The sequence below is a fragment of the Streptomyces sp. NPDC002680 genome (assembly GCF_042889145.1).
GTDB lineage: Bacteria > Actinomycetota > Actinomycetes > Streptomycetales > Streptomycetaceae > Streptomyces > Streptomyces adonidis.
In genome coordinates this window covers 425590-444246 of record NZ_JBIAQP010000004.1, presented here as the reverse complement: position 1 = coordinate 444246, position 18657 = coordinate 425590, and the positions used below count along the sequence as shown (strand labels likewise).

Annotated in this window: 17 protein-coding genes; 6 read left to right on the top strand and 11 right to left on the bottom strand. The window is 70.7% G+C overall.

Annotation, left to right across the window (positions count from 1 at the left end):
• Positions 1-70 precede the first annotated feature (70 nt).
• From ACFYXF_RS14350 to ACFYXF_RS14330, 5 genes are all read left to right on the top strand, one after another.
• Positions 71-1030 (top strand): patatin-like phospholipase family protein, encoded by a 960-nt coding sequence (locus ACFYXF_RS14350; protein ID WP_389349848.1) that lies wholly within the window; start codon positions 71-73, stop codon positions 1028-1030.
• A complete protein-coding gene (locus ACFYXF_RS14345; RefSeq protein WP_389349847.1) occupies positions 1027-2250 on the top strand; it encodes a macrolide family glycosyltransferase in 1224 nt (407 codons plus the stop codon). Before ACFYXF_RS14350 ends, ACFYXF_RS14345 begins: the two co-directional genes overlap by 4 nt.
• Before the next feature lie 6 nt (positions 2251-2256).
• Positions 2257-2742 carry a hypothetical protein gene (locus ACFYXF_RS14340; RefSeq protein WP_389349846.1) on the top strand — a complete coding sequence of 162 codons (486 nt, stop codon included), beginning with the start codon at positions 2257-2259 and terminating at the stop codon, positions 2740-2742.
• Positions 2739-3680: a hypothetical protein gene (locus ACFYXF_RS14335; protein WP_389349845.1), complete on the top strand. Its 942-nt coding sequence runs from the start codon at positions 2739-2741 to the stop codon at positions 3678-3680. Before ACFYXF_RS14340 ends, ACFYXF_RS14335 begins: the two co-directional genes overlap by 4 nt.
• A 115-nt stretch (positions 3681-3795) precedes the next feature.
• Positions 3796-6567: an ATP-binding protein gene (locus ACFYXF_RS14330; RefSeq protein WP_389349844.1), complete on the top strand. Its 2772-nt coding sequence runs from the start codon at positions 3796-3798 to the stop codon at positions 6565-6567.
• On the opposite strand, the gene ACFYXF_RS14325 is transcribed toward ACFYXF_RS14330, so the two are convergent.
• The 8 genes from ACFYXF_RS14325 to ACFYXF_RS14290 all read right to left on the bottom strand — a co-directional run bounded on the left by ACFYXF_RS14325 (position 6564) and on the right by ACFYXF_RS14290 (position 15621).
• Positions 6564-6743, bottom strand: a complete 180-nt coding sequence (locus tag ACFYXF_RS14325; RefSeq protein ID WP_389349843.1) for a hypothetical protein — start codon at positions 6741-6743, stop codon at positions 6564-6566. The genes ACFYXF_RS14330 and ACFYXF_RS14325 overlap by 4 nt on opposite strands.
• Positions 6744-6820: 77 nt before the next feature.
• Positions 6821-7567, bottom strand: coding sequence for an SDR family oxidoreductase (locus ACFYXF_RS14320; RefSeq protein WP_389349842.1), 747 nt, complete (start codon positions 7565-7567; stop codon positions 6821-6823).
• A gap of 106 nt (positions 7568-7673) precedes the next feature.
• Positions 7674-9404: an L-aspartate oxidase gene (locus ACFYXF_RS14315; RefSeq protein WP_389349841.1), complete on the bottom strand. Its 1731-nt coding sequence runs from the start codon at positions 9402-9404 to the stop codon at positions 7674-7676.
• A 92-nt stretch (positions 9405-9496) separates the two neighbouring features.
• On the bottom strand, positions 9497-10732 hold the full coding sequence (locus ACFYXF_RS14310) for an NAD(P)/FAD-dependent oxidoreductase (RefSeq protein WP_389349840.1): 1236 nt from the start codon (positions 10730-10732) through the stop codon (positions 9497-9499).
• A gap of 62 nt (positions 10733-10794) precedes the next feature.
• A complete protein-coding gene (locus ACFYXF_RS14305) occupies positions 10795-11292 on the bottom strand; it encodes an Ohr family peroxiredoxin (RefSeq protein ID WP_389349838.1) in 498 nt (165 codons plus the stop codon).
• Between the two features lie 98 nt (positions 11293-11390).
• A complete protein-coding gene (locus ACFYXF_RS14300; RefSeq protein WP_389349837.1) occupies positions 11391-12161 on the bottom strand; it encodes a class I SAM-dependent methyltransferase in 771 nt (256 codons plus the stop codon).
• Positions 12162-12203: 42 nt separating this feature from the next.
• Positions 12204-14855 carry a pyruvate dehydrogenase (acetyl-transferring), homodimeric type gene (aceE, locus tag ACFYXF_RS14295; protein ID WP_389349835.1) on the bottom strand — a complete coding sequence of 884 codons (2652 nt, stop codon included), beginning with the start codon at positions 14853-14855 and terminating at the stop codon, positions 12204-12206.
• Positions 14856-14862: 7 nt separating this feature from the next.
• Complete coding sequence (locus ACFYXF_RS14290; RefSeq protein ID WP_389349834.1) at positions 14863-15621, bottom strand: SDR family oxidoreductase; 759 nt, start codon at positions 15619-15621, stop codon at positions 14863-14865.
• Positions 15622-15796: 175 nt separating this feature from the next.
• Here ACFYXF_RS14290 and ACFYXF_RS14285 point away from each other — a divergent pair, with 175 nt between their 5' ends.
• Positions 15797-16183 (top strand): cupin domain-containing protein, encoded by a 387-nt coding sequence (locus ACFYXF_RS14285; protein WP_389349939.1) that lies wholly within the window; start codon positions 15797-15799, stop codon positions 16181-16183.
• Positions 16184-16262: 79 nt separating this feature from the next.
• Here the strand turns inward: ACFYXF_RS14285 and ACFYXF_RS14280 are convergent, their stop codons facing one another.
• The 3 genes from ACFYXF_RS14280 to ACFYXF_RS14270 form a co-directional block, all read right to left on the bottom strand.
• Positions 16263-16736: a carboxymuconolactone decarboxylase family protein gene (locus tag ACFYXF_RS14280; RefSeq protein WP_389349833.1), complete on the bottom strand. Its 474-nt coding sequence runs from the start codon at positions 16734-16736 to the stop codon at positions 16263-16265.
• A gap of 87 nt (positions 16737-16823) precedes the next feature.
• Positions 16824-18032 (bottom strand): globin domain-containing protein, encoded by a 1209-nt coding sequence (locus tag ACFYXF_RS14275; protein WP_389349832.1) that lies wholly within the window; start codon positions 18030-18032, stop codon positions 16824-16826.
• Positions 18033-18151: 119 nt separating this feature from the next.
• Positions 18152-18592 (bottom strand): RrF2 family transcriptional regulator, encoded by a 441-nt coding sequence (locus ACFYXF_RS14270; RefSeq protein ID WP_389349831.1) that lies wholly within the window; start codon positions 18590-18592, stop codon positions 18152-18154.
• Positions 18593-18657 lie beyond the last annotated feature (65 nt).

Here is an 18657-nt window from a genome sequence, read left to right as displayed (position 1 = left end):
CGGGTGGCAGCCCGGTCCTACTTGCGGAACCACATCTCCTTCAGCGCCATGGGAAGAAAGGTCGATCACCGTGAGGGTCACTCGTCCCGCGTCATCGAGCCGGCCGCCCGGGGAGCCGGCATCGGCGGGTCTGCGCGCCCTTCCCCGCCCCGTCGCGGTGGTGGTGGGCGCCGGTGGGGTGCTCGGGGCGGCGCACGTCGGTGTCGGGTACGCGCTGGAGCAGCGCGGATTCGTCCCCGACATGATCATCGGGACCTCGGTGGGTGCCCTCAACGGGGCGATCGCGGCGACCCACCCCGAGCGGGCCGCGCCATGGCTGGACCACGTGTGGACCCAGCTGCGTCGCCGTGAGGTGTATCCGCTCGGCTATCTGTCCTCACGGGCCAGCCTCTTCACCGACCGAGGCCTGCGCCGCCTGATCGCCCGGGCCGGACTGCCGTCGCGGATCGAACAGCTGGCGGTCCCGTTCACCGCGGTGGCCATGGACCTGGTCACCGGCACTCCGGTGCTGCTCGACCACGGAGACCTCGAGTCCGCCCTGCTCGCGAGCGCCGCCATTCCCGGGGTGCTGCCCCCGGTGGAACGCGGGGGCCACACCCTCGTCGACGGCGGGGTGGTCGCCTACGTCCCGGTACTGGCGGCCCAGCAGGCCGGGGCGGCCAGCATCGTGGTCGTGGCGACCGGACCGGAGAGCTCTCCGCTGCAACCCATCGACCCGCGCCGACGCGCCGGTGCGATCGCCGCCAGGGCCGGGCTGCTCCTGCTGCGCCACCAGATCGAACGCGACCTGCACGAGGTGTCCCAACACCTGCCGACCGTGGTGCTTCCCACCGGCATCGACGCCTGGCCCGCCCCCTGGGACTTCCGCCATTCCCAGCGCCTGATCGGCACCGCCTCCCGCACGGCGGGGCGTTTTCTCGACGGGCTGCACATCGACGGGCCGGGGCTGTACCGCGTCGACGACCCCTCGGCGCCACCCGCCCTTCGTGGCGGGGCGACAACTTCGTCCCCATTGGAGGCAGACCTGTGAGCACCATCGCGTTCCTCAACATCGGCATGCACGGCCATGTCAATCCGACGCTGCCGCTCGTGGCCGAGCTGGTCCGGCGCGGCCACACCGTCACCTATCACACCACGCCCGAGTTCCGGGACGAGATCGAGGCCGTCGGCGGGACCGTGCACCTCTACCGCGGGGGCAACCAGCCTTTCCCCGACCCGCCCACACCGCTCACCTGGATGGAGGCGCTCGCGAGCACCGCCGTACGCTGGCTGCCCGCCGTGCTCAGCGACCTCCGGCGGGAGCCACCCGACCTGATCGTCCACGACAGCGCCTGTCTGTGGGGCGCGGTCGCCGCCCGGGAACTCGGGGTTCCGGCGGTCTCGTCGTTCACCACGTTCGCCTTCAACCGCGAGGTCCCCAGCCCCACCCACGGCTCGAAGGAACTGCTGGCCGCCGCGCGGAAACGGCCCCGCAGCGTCCAGGGATATCTCCGGTCCCGCTGGGAACTGCACCGGCGTTTCGCCGCCGGTGGCCTGCCGCTGATCGACGTGGCGAACATCCGCCAGCCGCTCAACCTGGTCTACACCTCACGGGAGTTCCAGCCCGCCGCCGAGGACTTCGACCGCTCCTACCGTTTCGTCGGCCCGAGCATCGGCGCCCGCCCGGCCGACCCGTCGTTCCCGTTCGACCGGCTCCAGGACCCGGTCCTGTACGCCTCACTGGGCACGGTGTTCAACGCCGACCCGCAGCTGCTGCGCACCTTCGCGACCGCGCTCGCCCCGCTGGGCGGCACCGTGATCGTGTCCACCGGGCAGTCCGACCCCGACGCGCTCGGGCCGCTGCCCGCCAACGTCCTCGCCCGCCGCTTCGTACCGCAGCCGGAGGTACTGGCCCGCGCGGCCCTGTTCGTCACCCACGGCGGTATGAACAGCGTCAACGAGGCCATGTACGCCGGGGTTCCGCTCCTGGTGGTCCCGCAGGGCGCCGACCAGCCGATGGTGGCCCGCCGTGTCGTCGAACTCGGCGCCGGCCTGTCGATCCGTACCGAGGACGTCGAAAGGGGCTCCGTACGTGCCCTCGCCCGGCGGCTGCTCCACGAGCCCGGGTTCCGGGCCGCCGCGGCCGACCTGCGGGCCGCCCAGCACGAGGCGGGCGGCTACCGTCGGGCCGCCGACGAACTCGAACAGTATCTGCGGGAGGCCGGCCCGGTCCGGCAGCCGGTGCCCGTCGACCCGTCACCGCGAGGCTGAGCGGCGATGTCTCCTGTCATCGCCCTGTTGCTCTTCGCCGGGCTGTCGGAGGCCGCCGGACGCATCCTGCCCCTGGTGTCCCGCCGGCCCGGCATGTCCCGGACCTTCGTGGCCGGGCTGCTGCTGGCCGCCGGTCTCGTCGAGGCCATGGTGTTCGCCCTGTGGCCGCTGACCGCCTGGACCCTGGCCGAACTGGTGGTGTCCGCCCCGCCACCGGGCACCGGCCTGGAGTGGACGCCGAGTCTGGTCGCCCCGCTGGTGCTCTCCGCCGTCCTCGCCTTCCCCCTGCTCGGGCCCCTCCTCCACCTGGCGGTCTTCGTGGGCGTCGGAGCCGGTCTGGTCGAACCGCTGGCAGCCGCGACCGGCCTCGGCTGGTGGAGCGCCGCCGGATGCGTGACCGTCGCGGGAGCCGGTCTCGGCGTCACCGTGGAGGGCGTACGGCGGCTGGTCGTACGGGTCAGCGCGACCCGGCCGCCGGAGGTGACCGTATGAACGACTTCCTGCTCTGGGCCTGTCTGCTCGGACCGGCCCTGATCGCCGAAGCCCTGCTGGCCCGCTACGAGGTGCTCGCCTACAGCGCCGGCTGGCGGGCGCCCGTCACCGAACTCCCGGCGGGCACGCCCTACGCCCGGGGCGCGGCCCCCGACAGCCCGCCGGACGCCTACCTCGTCTACCTCGACGGCATCGGCAAGCGCCGCGTCCGCGACACCCGGGACGGCGGCCAGCTGGTCAAAGCCGTGCTCGCCGGGGCGCCGGAGCTACGGGTACTGGGCCAGGTGCAGCCGTACTCGCCACTGGCCGACCCGCTCGCCGACCGGCCTGCGTGGACCTGGTGGCTGCGCCACCATGCCGGGCTGCTGCTGTTCCTGCACAACGTCATGCAGGTCTTCGTCGCCGCCGACCGCCGATACCGCCCCCTGTACAACAGGGCCGTCGGCTCCCAGATCGCCACACAGCTCCGGCTCGCCGGGTACGAGCCCGGCAGCGGCATCCCCGTGGTGCTGCTCGGCTACAGCGGCGGCGCCCAGGTCGCCACCGGCGCGGTCGAGGAACTCCACGCCGAGCTGCGCTGCCCGCTCACGGTGATCATGCTCGGTGGGTTCCACAACGGAGCCAACGACCTCACCCACGCCCAACACGTGCATCGGCTCACCAGTGCGGGCGACCGGATCGAACGGGTCGGTACCTGGATCTTCCCGCAGCGCTGGCGACTGTTTCGCGGCAGCAAATGGAACCGCGCCGACCGTGCGGGGAAGATCACCGTGCACCGGCTCGACCCGGCCACCCACCTCGGCGCACGCAGCTACATCAGCCCGGAGGGCCGACTGCCCGACGGCCGCAGCTACCTGGACCGCACCACCGAGACCGTGATCGCGATCGTCCGCGCCCAGCGGGGCGCCACCGCGGAGACGGACCTCCCGCGACCGTAGCGGAACAGGTCCCGTCGGCAACATGTGCCTGTCTTTGCTTCCACAACCACACCAGCGCGGCGAACGGGAGGCGTATTACGATACCGACCGAGGTGTGTCAGACAGGAGAGCTGCCATGGCGAGGAGCGGTGCGGGCGCCGGACTCCTCGGAAGGAAGCACGAGTGTCAGGCCCTCGACGCCCTGCTGGCCGGTGCCAGGGCCGGGCGCAGCGGAGTACTGGTCCTGCGCGGTGAGGCGGGGATCGGCAAGACCGAGCTGCTGAAGTACTTCCTCGGCCGGGCCACCGGATGCCGCACGGTCAGGGTCGCCGGCGTCCAGTCCGAGATGGAACTCTCCTACGCCGGACTGCACCAGCTCTGCGCTCCGCTGCTGTCCGGCCTCGACCAGCTGCCCGAGCCGCAACGCGACGCACTCGGCACGGCGTTCGGACTGCGGGGCGGCGCCGCGCCCGACCGGTTCCTCGTGGGCCTGGCGACGCTGAGCCTCATCGCGGACGCCGGCGGAAACCGGCCGCTGGTCTGCCTCGTCGACGACGCACAGTGGCTGGACCGCGCCTCCGCGCTGACCCTGGCGTTCGTCGCCCGCCGGCTGCTCGTGGAACCGGTCGCCCTGGTCTTCGCCGTCCGTGAACTCGGCGCCGGCGAGGCGCTCGACGGTCTGCCCGAGCTGCCCGTGACGGGACTGTCCGAGAGCGACTCCCGTGAACTCCTCGACTCGGTCGTCACCGGGCCGCTCGACCAGCGGGTGCGCGACCGGATCGTCGCCGAGTCGCGCGGCAACCCGCTGGCCCTGCTGGAACTGCCTCGCGGGGCGACCGCGACGGAGCTGGCGGGCGGGTTCGCGCGCCCCGACACGCTGTCCCTGCCGAGCCAGCTCGAACAGGACTTCCTCCGCCGCGTCCAGGCGCTTCCCGCCGAGACCCGACGCCTGCTGTTCACCGCCGCCGCCGAACCGATCGGCGACGTGACGCTGCTGAGGGGCGCCGCCGAGAGCCTGGGCATCGACGTCGACACCGCCGCCTCCCACCCCGACGCGGCGGAACTGATCACCCTCGGCACCTGGGTACGTTTCCGGCACCCACTGGTGCGCTCTGCGGCCTATCGCGCGGCGAGCCCGCAGGACCGGCGCGAGGTGCACAGGGCGCTCGCCGACGCGACCGACGCCCGGCTCGACCCCGACCGCCGGGCCTGGCATCTCGCCGCCGCGACCCCGGGACCCGACGAGACGGTCGCCGCCGAACTGGAACGCTCCGCGGACCGGGCACAGGCGCGCGGCGGCATCGCGGCGGCGGCCGCGTTCCTCCAGCGCGCGGCCGCACTCACGCAGGATCCCACCCGGCGGGCGCGGCGCGCGGTCGACGCCGCACAGGCGACGCTCCACGCCGGGGCCTTCGAACCGGCGGCGGCCCTCCTCACCACGGCGGCTGCCGGACCCCTCGACGAACTGGGGCGCGCCCGGATCGACGTACTGAACGCCGGGATCGCGTTCGCCCGGAACCGTGGCAGTGAAGCCCCCGAGCTGCTGCTCGCCGCCGCCCGCCGGTTCGGGCCGCTCGATGCCGCACTCGCCCGTGACACCTGCCTGGACGCCGTCGCGGCGGCGATATTCGCCGGCCGGCTGGCACACGGCCCGGGACTGCCGGAGGTGGGCGAGGCGGCGCGCGCCGCGCCGCCGCCCCAGCGGCCGACGCGGCTGCCCGACCTGCTGCTGGACGCCGTCGCCGTACGTCTCACCGACGGGTATCCGGCCTCGGTGCCGATGATGGGACGCGTCCTCGAAGCGTTCTGCGACGAGGAACTCCCCGTCCAGGAGGCGCTGCGCTGGCTCTGGCTCGCCGGAGTCCTCGCCGCGGATCTGTGGGACGACGAGCGCGGGCACCTGCTCGCGGCCCGTCATCTGACGATCACCCGTGACGCCGGCGCGCTGAGCGCCCTGCCCGACGTGCTCGAATCCCGCGCACACACGCACCTCTTCGCCGGGGAGCTGACGGCGGTCGCGTCGCTGGTCGACGAGGTCGCGACGGTGTGCGCGGCGATCGGGAGCAACCCGACGCGCGTACTGCCGCTCGGCCTGGCCGCCTGGCGGGGCCGCGAGAGCGAGGCCCGGGCGCTGATCGACGCGATCATGGGCGAGGCGGTACCGCGTGGCCAGGGGGCCGCCGTCACGGTCACCCACTGGTACCACGCGGTGCTCTGCAACGGCCTCGGCCAGTACGCGGAAGCGCTGACCGCCGCCCAGGAGGCGGCCGCCCACCCGTACGAGTTCGCGTCGCCGCGCTGGGGCCTGGTCGAGCTGATCGAGGCGGCCGTACGCAGCGGCTCACCCGAGCCGGCCACCGACGCGCTCGACCAGCTCTCCGCGGCGACCCGGGCCAGCGGCACGGACTGGGCGCTCGGCGTCGAAGCGCGCTCGCGGGCGCTGCTGAGCGAGGGCGACGCGGCGGAGCGGCTCTACCGCGAGGCGATCGAGCGGCTCGCCCGGACCCGGGTCCGCGTGGAGCTGGCCCGCGCCCATCTCCTGTACGGCGAATGGCTGCGCCGCGAGAACCGCCGCGTCGACGCCCGGGCCCAACTGGGCGTCGCCCACGACATGTTCGGCGAGTTCGGCGCCGAGGCGTTCGCCGAACGCGCGCGAAGCGAACTGCAGGCCGCGGGGGCGAAGGTGCGCAGCCAGGTCGTCGCGACGCCCGCGGCCCTCACCGCACAGGAGGCGCAGATCGCCCGTCTCGCCGGCGAGGGGCTCACGAACTCCGAGATCGGCGTCCAGCTGTTCATCAGCCGGCACACGGTCGAATGGCACCTCCGCAAGGTGTTCTCCAAGCTCGGCATCTCCTCCCGCAAGGAGATCCGAACCCTGAGCCTCGAAGGCGAGGCGAAACCGGCCTAACCCAGCCGGTGCAGAGCGTCGGAAATGGCTTCCATCCGTTTGTCGACGTCCACGAGTTCCTGGCGCAGTTCGTCGACGCGGGTTTCCAGTTCGGTGGCTTCGGCGGTCAGCGACACGACTGTGGCCGCCATTCCTTCCCGGTTCTTCGGCATCGTCAATTCCCTGTGGTCGGGCATGGCGGGCCATTTCCTCGTGAGCGGGGTTCACAGCGGAATGTGGTCCCCTGCCGGTGGGCAGGGGACCACCGGCAGGACTACTGCTGCTGGGCGAGCCAGTCCGTGAACCGGGTCTCGGCGATCTGCGCGCCCGGCCCCGGGACGAGCGTGCCCTCCTGCACCTCGGCACCGGAGTACGGGGCGTGTGGGTCCGTGACGACCTTGCGGGGGTCGCCCTTGGCGGCGAGCCCCTTGCGGATCAGCTCGTCGAGCTGGAACACATCGGGTCCCGCGACCTCCACGAGACCGTTGAGCGGGGCGCCGATCGCGGTGCGGCCGACGGCCGCGGCCACGTCGTCGGACGAGATGGGCTGGATCTTGACCGGGGCCAGCCGCACCGTGTCGCCCTCGGTCGACATGTCCGCGATGCCCTTCATGAACTCGAAGAACTGGGTGGCGTGGACGATGGAGTAGGGGATCCCGGACTCCTTGATCAGCTCCTCCTGGACCTGCTTGGCACGGAAGTAGCCGCTCTCCTGGAGTCGCTCGGTGCCGACCACGGACAGCGCCACGTGGTGGGTCACGCCGGCCTCGGTCTCCGCCTTCAGGAGGTTGGTCGTGGAGGTGCGGAAGAACTCCATGACGGCGTCGTCCGCGAAGGAGGGGGAGTTGGACACGTCGACCACGACCGACGCGCCCTCCAGAACCTCGGCCAGGCCCTCGCCCGTCAGCGTGTTGACGCCGGTGTTGGGCGCTGCCGCGATCGCCTCGTGGCCGTGCGCGTTGAGCTTGCCGACCAGCTTCGAGCCGATGAGTCCGGTTCCACCGATCACTACGACCTTCATAACGGATTCCTTCCAGAGGTTCTTTCTCGGTACTAGGAGAGACAGGGCAGTGGCCCCAGATGTGACAGGGATTTCCCGGAATCGGGAAAACTTCTCACTCGACTTCTCATTCGACGAGCTTTCCCTCCGTCGAGACGTCCCCCATCAGTGAGGAAATCTCGTCGGGGATGGCCGGAATGCTCTCTCGGGTGATACCGGTCGTCGGCGACCAGACGAGATTGACCCGCAGAGCGGGATCCAGGTCGGGATAGTCACTGCGGTTGTGGCAGCCACGGGTCTCGCGACGCTCCAGGGCCGCTTCGAGCGTGGCCCGGGCAGCGAGCGCGGCGGACTTGAGGTCGAAGGCGTGCGCGAGGTCCTGGTAGCCGGCGATGTCCGGGTGCACACCGACGTCCTCCATCCGCTTCTCGATCACCGACAGCTCCGCGAGCCCCGCGCTCAGGCCCTCCTCGTCCCGTACGACCCCCGCGTGCTCGGTCATCGTGTTGCGGATGGCGCGCTGGAGGGCGCGTACGTTCTCCGGCCCGTCGGCTGTGAGGAGGCCGTCGATGTCCGCGCGGGCCTGTGCGACGGCCGACGCCGACCGTGGCTGCGCGGTCAGGGACCGTGAGTAGGCGGCGGCAGCCTGCCCGGTGATGCGGCCGAACACCAGCAGCTCGATGAGGCTGTTCCCGCCGAGCCGATTGGCGCCGTGCAGCCCGCTCGACGCCTCGCCGATGGCGTACAGGCCCCGTACGTCGGTGCTGTGGTCCTCGGGCCGGACCCACACCCCGCCCATCGAGTAGTGCGCGGTGGGCGCGATCTCGATCGGCTCGCGGGTGATGTCGAGCATCTGGAGGTCGAGGAGGGTCTGGTAGACGCGGGGGAGTCGCGTCATGATCGTCTGCCGTGGGAGGTGGGAGACGTCGAGCCACACGCCCCCCTTGGGTGTCCCGCGCCCTTCCTTGATCTCCGTGTAGGAGGCCAGGGCCACGCGGTCGCGAGTGGAGAGTTCCATGCGGTCGGGGTCGTAGCGGGCCATGAAGCGTTCCCCGAGCGCGTTGCGCAGGATCCCGCCCTCGCCCCGGGCGGCCTCGCTGACCAGGGTTCCGGCCGCGTTCTCCGGCTCGATGATCCCCGACGGATGGAACTGCACCAGCTCGGCGTCGCGCAGCCGGGCACCGGCCTCCACGGCCAGCCGGAACGAGTCGCCCGTGTTCTCGTCGCGCCGTGAGGACGTACGCCGCCAGATACGGGTGTGACCGCCCGCCGCGAGAATGACCGCGTCCGCGTGGATCAGGTAGCGCCTGCCGTCGGTGAGGTCGAAGCCGTAGGCGCCGAAGACCGCGCCGTCGTGCACCAGCAGCCGGGTGATGTACACGCCGTCGAGCACGGGGATTCTCAGCTGCTCCGCGCGCCTGATGAGCGTGCGCTGGATCTCCAGCCCCGTGTAGTCGCCCGCGAAGGCGGTACGCCGGAAGGTGTGCGCGCCGAAGAAGCGCTGGGAGATCCGGCCGTCCTCCTCCCGGGCGAAGGCCATGCCGTAGCGCTCCAGGTCGTCGATGCCCCGGGCGGCACCCTGGGTGACGATCTCGGCGGTGCGGGGGTCGGCCAGCAGATAGCTCTCCTTGAGGGTGTCGGCCGCGTGCTGCTGCCAGCTGTCCTCGGGGTCCATGGTGGCCAGGGCCGCGTTGATCCCACCGGCGGCGAGCGCAGTGTGGGCGTCGTCCTTGGGACGCTTGCCGACGGCGAGGACGTCGACACCGGCCTCGGCGAGTTCGATGGCCGCTCGCAGCCCGGCACCTCCCGTGCCGATCACCAGCACCGTCGTGGAAAGCTGTTGTTCGTCGATAGCCACCGTTCACTCCGATCGCCGGGGTTGTCACTCAGTACGACCGGTCCGCCCCGGGATCTGTGACATGCATAGCGAGTCACACCGTGTGACAGGTGTCACGGCAGGATGCGGTCCAGCGGTACGTCCGGGTCGGCGAGGAGTGCGTCGTCGACGTCGGCCCCGGACGCGGCGAGGACCCGGATCGGTTCGATGACGTCCCAGACGTTGACGCTCATGCCCGCCTGGACCCGCTTGCCCGCCATCCAGAAGCAGACGAACCGTCGTTCGGACGGTTCCCCGCGGAAGACGACCCGGTCGTAGCCGCCCGGTTCCGTGTACCCCGTGTACTCCATCCCGAGGTCGTACTGGTCCGTGTAGAAGTACGGCAGCCTGTCGTAGACGGCGTCCTCGCCGAGCATGGAGAGCGCCGCCACCTCCGGCTGCCGCAGGGCGTTGGCCCAGTGCCCGACACGGAGATGGCGGCCGAGCAGGGGCTGGTAGGCGTTGGCGACATCGCCCGCCGCGTGGATGTCGGCCACCGAGGTCCGCAGATGCTCGTCGGTGACGATGCCGTTGCGCACCTCCAGGCCCGCCTCCTGGGCGAGTCGGACATTGGGCGTGATGCCGACGCCCACGACGACGGCGTCCGCGTCCAGGTGTCTGCCGTCGGCCAGCCGTACGCCGTCCACGCGCCCGTCCGTCCCGGTGAGGGACTCCACCTCCACGCCGGGCAGTATGTCGACGCCGTGATCGGCGTGGAGCGCCGCGAACACCTCGGCCGCCTCCCGCCCGAGCACCTTCAGCAGGGGCAGCTCCGAGTGGTTGAGCACCGTCACCTCGGCGCCGGCCGTCCGGGCGGCAGCGGCGGTCTCCAGGCCGATCCATCCGGCGCCGACCACCACGATCCTCGCCCCCGGCCGGAACACGGACCTGAGCCGTTCGCTCTGTTCCACCCGGCGCAGATACAGGACGTTGTCGAGATCCGCGCCCGGGACGGACAGCCGACGTGGGGACGAGCCGGTGGCCAGGAGCAGCTTGGCGTACGGGACTTGACGGCCGTCGTCCAGTTCCACCGTCCGCGCATGCGGGTCGACCGCGCGGGCACGCGTGTTCAGCATCAGGTCGACGTCGTGCTCCCGGTACCAGTCGTCGGGGTGCACGAAGATCGAGTCGCGCTCCTCCTTGCCCAGCAGATACCCCTTGGAGAGCGGCGGCCGGATGTACGGCTTCTCGGCCTCGTCGCCGATGACGACGAGCGGACCGCTGTGGCCGTGCTTCCGGAGTGCCTCCGCCGCCCTGCCCGCGGCCAGACCGCCACCGACGATCACGAAAGTGTTCACGGGGTTCCTCATCTCGGACGCTGCGTGGGACACCCATGAGACCGCGCAGCGCCCTGTCCTGTGACAGTGGACCGCTACGTGGCCAACGTGATGGTCGTCGGCGTTCCCTGCCAGGCCATTTTCGCGTACGGGCACAGTGAATCGGCCTTCTCCAGCAGCGGAGCGGCGACCTCCGGATCGATGCCCGGCCACCGGACCAGCAGGTCGACGCGCAGCAGATAACCGCCGTCCTCCGGGTCCCGCCCGAAGGCCACCGTCGCCTCCACGGTGATCACGGTGGGATCGAGCGGCACCTGCCGGGCCACCAGGCTCAACGCCCCGTGGTAGCAGGCGGCGAAGCCGGCGGCGAACAACTGCTCGGGATTGGTCCCCCGGCCGTCCCCTCCCAGCTCGGCGGGCATCCGCAGATCGAGATCCAGGGCTCCGTCGGCCGAACGCGCCCTGCCCGAAGCCCGCCCATGACTCGCTGTCCCGCCGCTCACCGTCACCGTCGTGGTGTAGATGGGGGCGAAGGACTCTCCGCCGAAGTCCATCTCGGTGGACAGATCGGGCAGCGGACTCTGCTCGGTCATCGCGCGACTCCGTCGATGTGCTGGGGAAGGCCTGGGCCCCGGACATCCGGTTGACCGACAAGTAACCCCACTTGTGACAACCGTCCGGTACGGACTCCTCAGCGCCGTACGAGCCGCACCGCCAGCACCGCCGGATCGGTGCGCCCGGGCAGCGGAGCGAACCCGGACTCCGCCAGTTCCCCGATCACCTCCCCACGGGAGGTCGGCCACATCCAGAACGTCTCGTGGTGCTCCCGCAGCACGCCGCCCGCGCCCCGCACCCAGTAGTCGAAGCGGGTCCGGATCCGGTTCGCGTCGGCCGTCGCGACCATGCGTCCGCCGTACTCGTGCCGGCCGATCCGCTGCGTCGGCAGGTCGTGCGTGGTCTCGCGGCGCGGGAGACGGGCGGGCGGGAGCTGGACCAGCAGCACACCTCCGGGTACGAGCGCTCCCGCGACGGCCGGCCACAGGGCGCGCCGTGAAGCCGGGTGGAGACAGGCGATCGTGTTGTGGCACACGGCCACGTCGGCCACCCCGTGCAGTTCGGCCTCGTCGAGCCGATGGGGGTGCACGGTGACCCGCCTCCGCAGGTCGGCGGGCAGTGACGCGAGGCGCGTCATCAGCGGGGACCGCATGGAACGGGCGGGCTCGACGGCATGCACCGGGACCCGCGATCCCAGCAGGCTCATCAGCGTGACCCGCCCGGTGCCGGCCCCGACGTCCAGCACACCGAGCCGGGCGTTGCCGACGGCGTCGCCGTACAGCCGGTGCACCAGTACCCCGTCCCGCTCCGCCTGGAGGACGTCGTAGAACTCGGCGCTGATCGCGTAGTCGTCCGGCTCCTCCCGGCCGGGAGGAGCGACGGACACCGCCGCCGGGAAAGGGTGCATGTCACAGGCTCACTCTCGACGCGCCGTGCCTCGACTCGGTGTTCAGCCCTGCCAGTCGTAGCGGTCGCGCGCTCGTACGACCGTCTCCGGGCCGATCGTGCCGGTCCGCGCCAACTGGTCCAGCGCGGCGACGACGATCGACTCGGCGTCCACGCGGAAGTAACGGCGTACGGCGTCACGGGTGTCCGACAGTCCGAAGCCGTCCGTGCCAAGGGACGAGTAGTCCTGCTCGACCCACTGGCTGATCTGGTCGGGCACCTGCCGCATCCAGTCGCTCACCGCAAGCACCGGGCCCTGTACGCCGGACAGCGCGGCCGTCACGTACGGGACGCGCTCCTCGCCCCGCAGCCGAGCCCGGTCGACGCACAGGGCGTCGCGGCGCAGTTCCGTCCAGGACGTCACCGACCAGACGCCGGCGTGGACTCCCCACTGGGAGAGGAGGAGTTCCTGGGCCTTGAGCGCCCAGTGGATGGCCGTACCGGACGCCAGCAGCTGGATGCGCGGGCCCGTGACGTGCGGCGGCACCGGCCGGAAGGGATAGATGCCCCGCAAGATGCCTTCCTCGACGTCCGGCCCGGTGGGCATCGCTGGTTGCCGCTTGGGCTCGTTGTAGACCGTCAGGTAGTAGAAGACGTCCTCGGGCGCCTCGCCGTACATGCGCCGCAGCCCTTCCCGGACGATCACCGCGATCTCGTACGCGAAGGCCGGGTCGTAGCTCACGGCGGCCGGATTCGTGGAGGCCAGCAGATGGGAGTGGCCGTCGGCGTGCTGGAGTCCCTCGCCGGTCATCGTCGTACGGCCCGCCGTCGCCCCGACGACGAAGCCACGGCCCATCTGGTCGGCCAGGGCCCAGAACTGGTCGCCCGTGCGCTGGAATCCGAACATGGCGTAGAAGATGTAGAAGGGGATCATGGGTTCGCCGTGGGTGGCGTACGACGTCGCCGCGGCCGTGAACTCGGCCATCGAACCGGCTTCCGTGATGCCCTCGTCGATGAGCTGACCGTCCGTGGCCTCCCGGTAGTGGAGCAGCTGGTCGACATCGACCGGCTCGTAGGTCTGGCCCTTCGGCGAGTAGATCCCGGCCGTCGGGAAGAGGGACTCCATGCCGAACGTCCGTGCCTCGTCGGGGATGATGGGCACCCAGCGGGGCCCTGTCCCCTCGACGCGCATCAGGTCCTTGACCAGCCGGACCAGGGCCATGGTGGTGGCCACCTCCTGCTTGCCGAAGCCCTTCCGGAGGGTGTCGAAGGGGGCGGCCGGCGGCTCCGGGAGCGGCTTGGCCACCACCCGGCGTACGGGGACGGGGCCTCCCAGAGCGGTACGCCGCTCGCGGAGGTAGCGCACCTCCTCCGACTCCTCACCGGGGTGCCAGTACGGCACCAGGTCACCGCTCAACGCGCTGTCCGGGATGGGGAGTTCGAGAGCGTCGCGCATCTCGCGGAACTGGGCCGTCGTCAGCTTCTTCATCTGGTGGTTGGCGTTGCGGGACTCGAACGCCGACCCCAGCGTGTGGCCCTTCACCGTCTGGGCGAGGACGACGGTCGGCTGCCCCTTGTGCTCGACGGCGGCCCGGTAGGCGGCGTACACCTTGAGCGGTTCATGACCGCCCCGGGAGTTCTCGAACAGCTCGGTCAGCTGCGCGTCGCTCAACCCCGCGGCGAGGTGGGACAACTCGTCGCCGACGAAGAAGTGCTTGCGGATGTACGTGGCGTCCCTTGCGGCGTACGTCTGGAGCTGGGCGTCGGGTGTCTCGCCGAGCCGGCGGACGAGGGAACCGTCCAGGTCCTGCCCGAGCACGGAGTCCCAGGCCTCGCCCCAGAGGGTCTTCACGACATGCCAGCCGGACCCCCGGAACCGTGCCTCCAGCTCCTGCACGATCTTGGAGTTCGACCGCACCGGCCCGTCGAGGCGTTGCAGATTGCAGTTGACGACGAAGGTGAGGTTGTCGAGATCCTCACGGGCCGCGAGCTCTAGCGCGGCCGTCGACTCGGGCTCGTCCACCTCCCCGTCGCCCAGGAAGGCCCACACCCGTGACCCGGACGTGTCCTTGATCCCCCGGTTGAGGAGATAGCGGTTGAACCTGGCCTGGTAGACGGCGGCGAGCGGGCCGAGCCCCATCGAGACGGTCGGGAACTCCCACAGCCACGGCAGCCGCCGGGGATGCGGGTAGGACGGCAGTCCGTGACCGTCGGCCTCGCGCCGGAAACCGTCCAGCTGCTCCACGCTCAGCCGCCCCTCCAGGAACACCCGGGCGTAGATACCGGGCGAGGCATGCCCCTGGAGATACAGCTGGTCCCCGGAGCGGTCGCCGTCCTTGCCCCGGAAGAAATGGTTGAACCCGACCTCGTAGAGCCAAGCCGCCGACGCGTAGGTCGCGATGTGGCCGCCCAGCCCCAGACGTGAACCGCGGGTCACCATCGCGGCCGCGTTCCACCGGTTCAGCGCGGTGATCCGGGACTCCATGGCGAGGTCACCGGGGAAGACGGGCTGGGCGGACGCAGGGATCGTGTTGATGTAGTCCGAGGACAGCAGGCCCGGGAGGGCCACCCCGGACCTGGCCGCGTACTCGTGCACGCGCCGCAGCAGATACACGGCGCGCTCGGGCCCGGTGTGCCGGATGACGGCGTCGAGCGACGCCTGCCATTCGGCGGTCTCCTCCGCGTCCCGGTCGGGCAGCTGGTCGAGTTCGCTCATGACGCGCTCACCCCTGGGCGTGGACGACGGGCCGCGCCAGCCACTCGGCGAACGACAGATGGCCCACGCGAGGGTTCGTCCGGGGCACCAAGGTCCGTTCCCTCAACTCGGCCCCGAAGTACCGGGCTTGGGCGTCGGGGACGACAACCCGCTCGTCACCACGGGCGGTCAGCACCTCGTCCGCCAACTCGTCGAGGCGACGCATCTCGGGCCCGGCGACCTCTGTGACGCCGAACAGCGGAAGCCCTACGGCGACATGGGCGACGGCGACGGCGACGTCCTCCGTCGACACGGGAGGGACAAGGACCGGCGCGACGTGTACGTGGTCGTAGACCGTGTTCTTCTCCACCATGGCCTCGATGGACTCGAAGAACGGTGTGGCCCGCACGATCGAGTGCGGAACCGGCGAACTCCGCACCATGTCCTCCTGGAGCAGCTTCGCGCGGAAGTAGTCCGACCACAGCAGATCGGCCCCCACGGCGGAGAGGACCACATGGTGCTCGACACCGGCCGCGACCGCCGCGCCCAGGAGGTTGGTCGTGGCGGTACGGAAGAACTGGAGCCCCGCCCCCTCGGTGCGCGCGGGCACGTCCGTGACGTCCACCAGCACCTCGGCGTCCCGCAGCGCCTCGTCGAGACCGTCCCCGGTGAGCACGTCGACGCCGTGGCGGCGGGATACGGGCACGACCTCCACACCGTGGTCCCGGAGCCGCATCATCGTCCTGGAGCCGATCCGGCCGGTGGCTCCCGCGACAACTACCTTCATCTGGATCCCCTTTCTCCTGCCCATACGACAGACCACGTACCACTGTTGTGACATCGACTCGCACGGCGACTGTCACAGGACCGGGGCGTATCCGGTCTCCTCGTCGAGAAAGGGTGTGAAAACACCGGATGCAGGAGCCCACGGAGGTGCAACAGTGTCAACCAACGAGGCATGGATGACCGCGGCGAAGGTGATCCAGGACGTCACTCCGCCCCATATCCCCGAAGGCGCCTCGGGGATGACCCTTCTGGTCGAGTGGCCGCCCGGCAACGTAGGCAGCCCGCCGCACCGTCACTCGGGACCGGCCTTCGGGTACGTGATCGAGGGCGCGGTCCGCTTCGAACTGGAGGGTGAACCGGAGCGGGTGGTCAAGGCCGGGGAGACCTTCTGGGAACCGGGCGGCGACGTCATCCACTACCAGGACGGCAACGCCCTGACGGACGCGCCCTGCCGGTTCGTCGTGACCATGCTGTGCGCACCGGGCCAGCCGATGCTCACGTTCGTCGACGAGGACGAACTGGCCGCGCGGGCCCATCTGCGCGCCCCGCGCCCCGTGGTCTGACCCACGCACGACGAAGTCCGTCTCCACGCCGCGGGTCGGGGCGGCGTGGAGACGGACCGTGTGCGCCTGGCCGGGGAGGTTAGCCGAACTGGCCAGGCTGGTAGTCCCCGGCAGGCTGCTGGTTGATGACGTTGATGCGGTTGTAGGCGTTGATGACGGCGATCAGGGAGATCAGGGCGACGAGCTGGTCCTCGTCGAAGTGCTTGGCCGCGTTCGCCCAGGCCTCGTCGGTGACACCGCCGGCCGCGTCGGCGATACGGGTGCCCTGCTCGGCCAGTTCCAGGGCGGCCCGCTCGGGTTCGGTGAAGACCTTGGCCTCACGCCAGGCGGCGACCAGGTGAAGGCGCTGCGCGGTCTCTCCGGCCGCGGTGGCGTCCTTGGTGTGCATGTCGGTGCAGAAGCCGCAGCCGTTGATCTGGCTCGCGCGGATCTTCACCAGCTCCTGGACCGTGATCGGCAGTGTCGAGTCCTGCACCACCTTGCCGGCCGAGTTGATGTGCTTCAGCACCTTCCCCGCGAGCGGGTGGCCGAAGTAGTTGAGACGCGATTCCACGTTGATCTCCCTCGCCGTGTTGCGGATACACACTTATGACCGGGTGACCCGGCAGCGTGTGACAGCAAGCTGGGCGAGACGTGCGTCTCATCCCTGGCTGAGCCACAGGTCGGGTCCGAAGACCTCGTAGTGGATGGCGGCGGGGTGCAGCCCCTTGGCCAGCAGCTCACCCCGCACAGCGCGCATGAAGGGCAGCGGTCCGCAGAGGAAGGCGGTGGTGTCGGGAGCGGGGGCGAGGTGGTCGAGCGTGGCGCGGCCGGTGAAGACGTTGGTGCCGGGGGAGCGGTGGGCGTCGTTCTCGTACCACAGATGAAGATCGGCGCTGGTCAGACGACTGACGAGGTCGGCCTGTTCGTCACGGTGGACATGGTCGAGGGGCGTCCGGTCGGCGTGGACGACGGTGACGGGACGCGAGGAGGAGGTCAGGGCGAGGTGGTCGAGCATCGACAGCATGGGGGTGATCCCGATGCCGGCGGAGGCGAGGAGAAGCGGGGTGCCGGTCTCCGGCAGGACGAGGTCACCGGCGGGCAGCGAGACGTCGAGGACGTCACCCACCTGGGCGTTGGCGTGCAGCCAGGACGACACCTCGCCGTCGGGGACGATGCCGTCGGCGGACTGCTCGCGCTTGACGGTGATCCGCCAGGTCTTGTGATCGGGCGCGGTGGACAGGCTGTACTGCCGGATCTGGCGGGCGCCGTCGGGCAGTTCGACGCGGACACTGACGTACTGTCCTGGCCGGAAGGGCGTGGTGGGACGGCCGTCGGTCCGGCGCAGGACCAGGGAGACGGCGTCGGCGGACTCCCGGCGGCGCTCGGATATCTCCATGCGCCGCCACACGTCGCCGCTCTCCACACCGGCCTCGGCGTACAGCCGGGCCTCGATGGCGATCAGGGCGTTGGCCATCAGCCAGTAGACCTCGTCCCAGGCGGCGCCGACCTCGGGGGTGACGGCATCGCCGAGGACCTCGGCGACTGCTCCGAGGAGGTGACGTCCGACCAGGGGGTACTGCTCGGGGGTGATCCCCAGGGAGACGTGCTTGTGGGCGATGCGCGAGAGGACGGCGTCCGGGCGTTGGTCGGGCCGCTCGACCAGGAGGGTCGCGAAGGTCGCCACCGAACCGGCCAGTGCCTCGCGCTGGGCGCCGGTGGCCTGGTTGGTCCGGTTGAACAACTCCCGCAACAGCTCCGGGTGTTCCTCGAACAGCCGCCGGTAGAACAGCTCGGTGATCGTGGTCAGCGAGGCTCCCACCACGGGAAGCGTCGCCCGTACGACGGGAACCGACTGAGCAGAAAGCATGGGACACACTCCTGGACGGTTGTCATTTGACGGATGTCATGGGCAGGTGAATTGGTATGTGGGATGCGTATTTTTGGCCGCCATAGTCGCCATGTCTGACCGGCGATGACGAACCGGCTTCAGCTCGGGGTAGTGCCCAGCGCCAGCAGTACCGGCCCCGTCGGTGACGTCACCAGATCGGCCACGGTCGCGCCGTTCAACGAGGAGTAGAACGCCTCCTGCGCCTGTCGCAGCGCCCTCCGTAGTCGGCAGGCGCCTGCGAGCGGACACGGGGTGTCGCCCTCACAGGTCACGGTTTCCCGGTCCCCCTCCAGCGTCCTGACCAGGTCTCCCACGGGAGTGCTTCGCCCTGCGCCGGTGAGTGTCAGCCCGCCGTTGCGCCCGCGTCGCGCCTCGATCACCCCCAGGTGCTGCAACTGGGCGATGGCCTTCGCCATGTGCGTATAGGGGACGTTCATGGAGTCGGCGATCTGTCGCGTGGTCAGCAGCTCCTCGCCGTCCACGACGGCCAGGCGCATCACTGCCCGAAGGGCGAGATCCGTGTATCTGGTCAGTCTCACGGTGACACCCTATCAATGTTGCATAACAGATGCGTATTTACGGGTCTGCTCGCAGAACGGCGGCT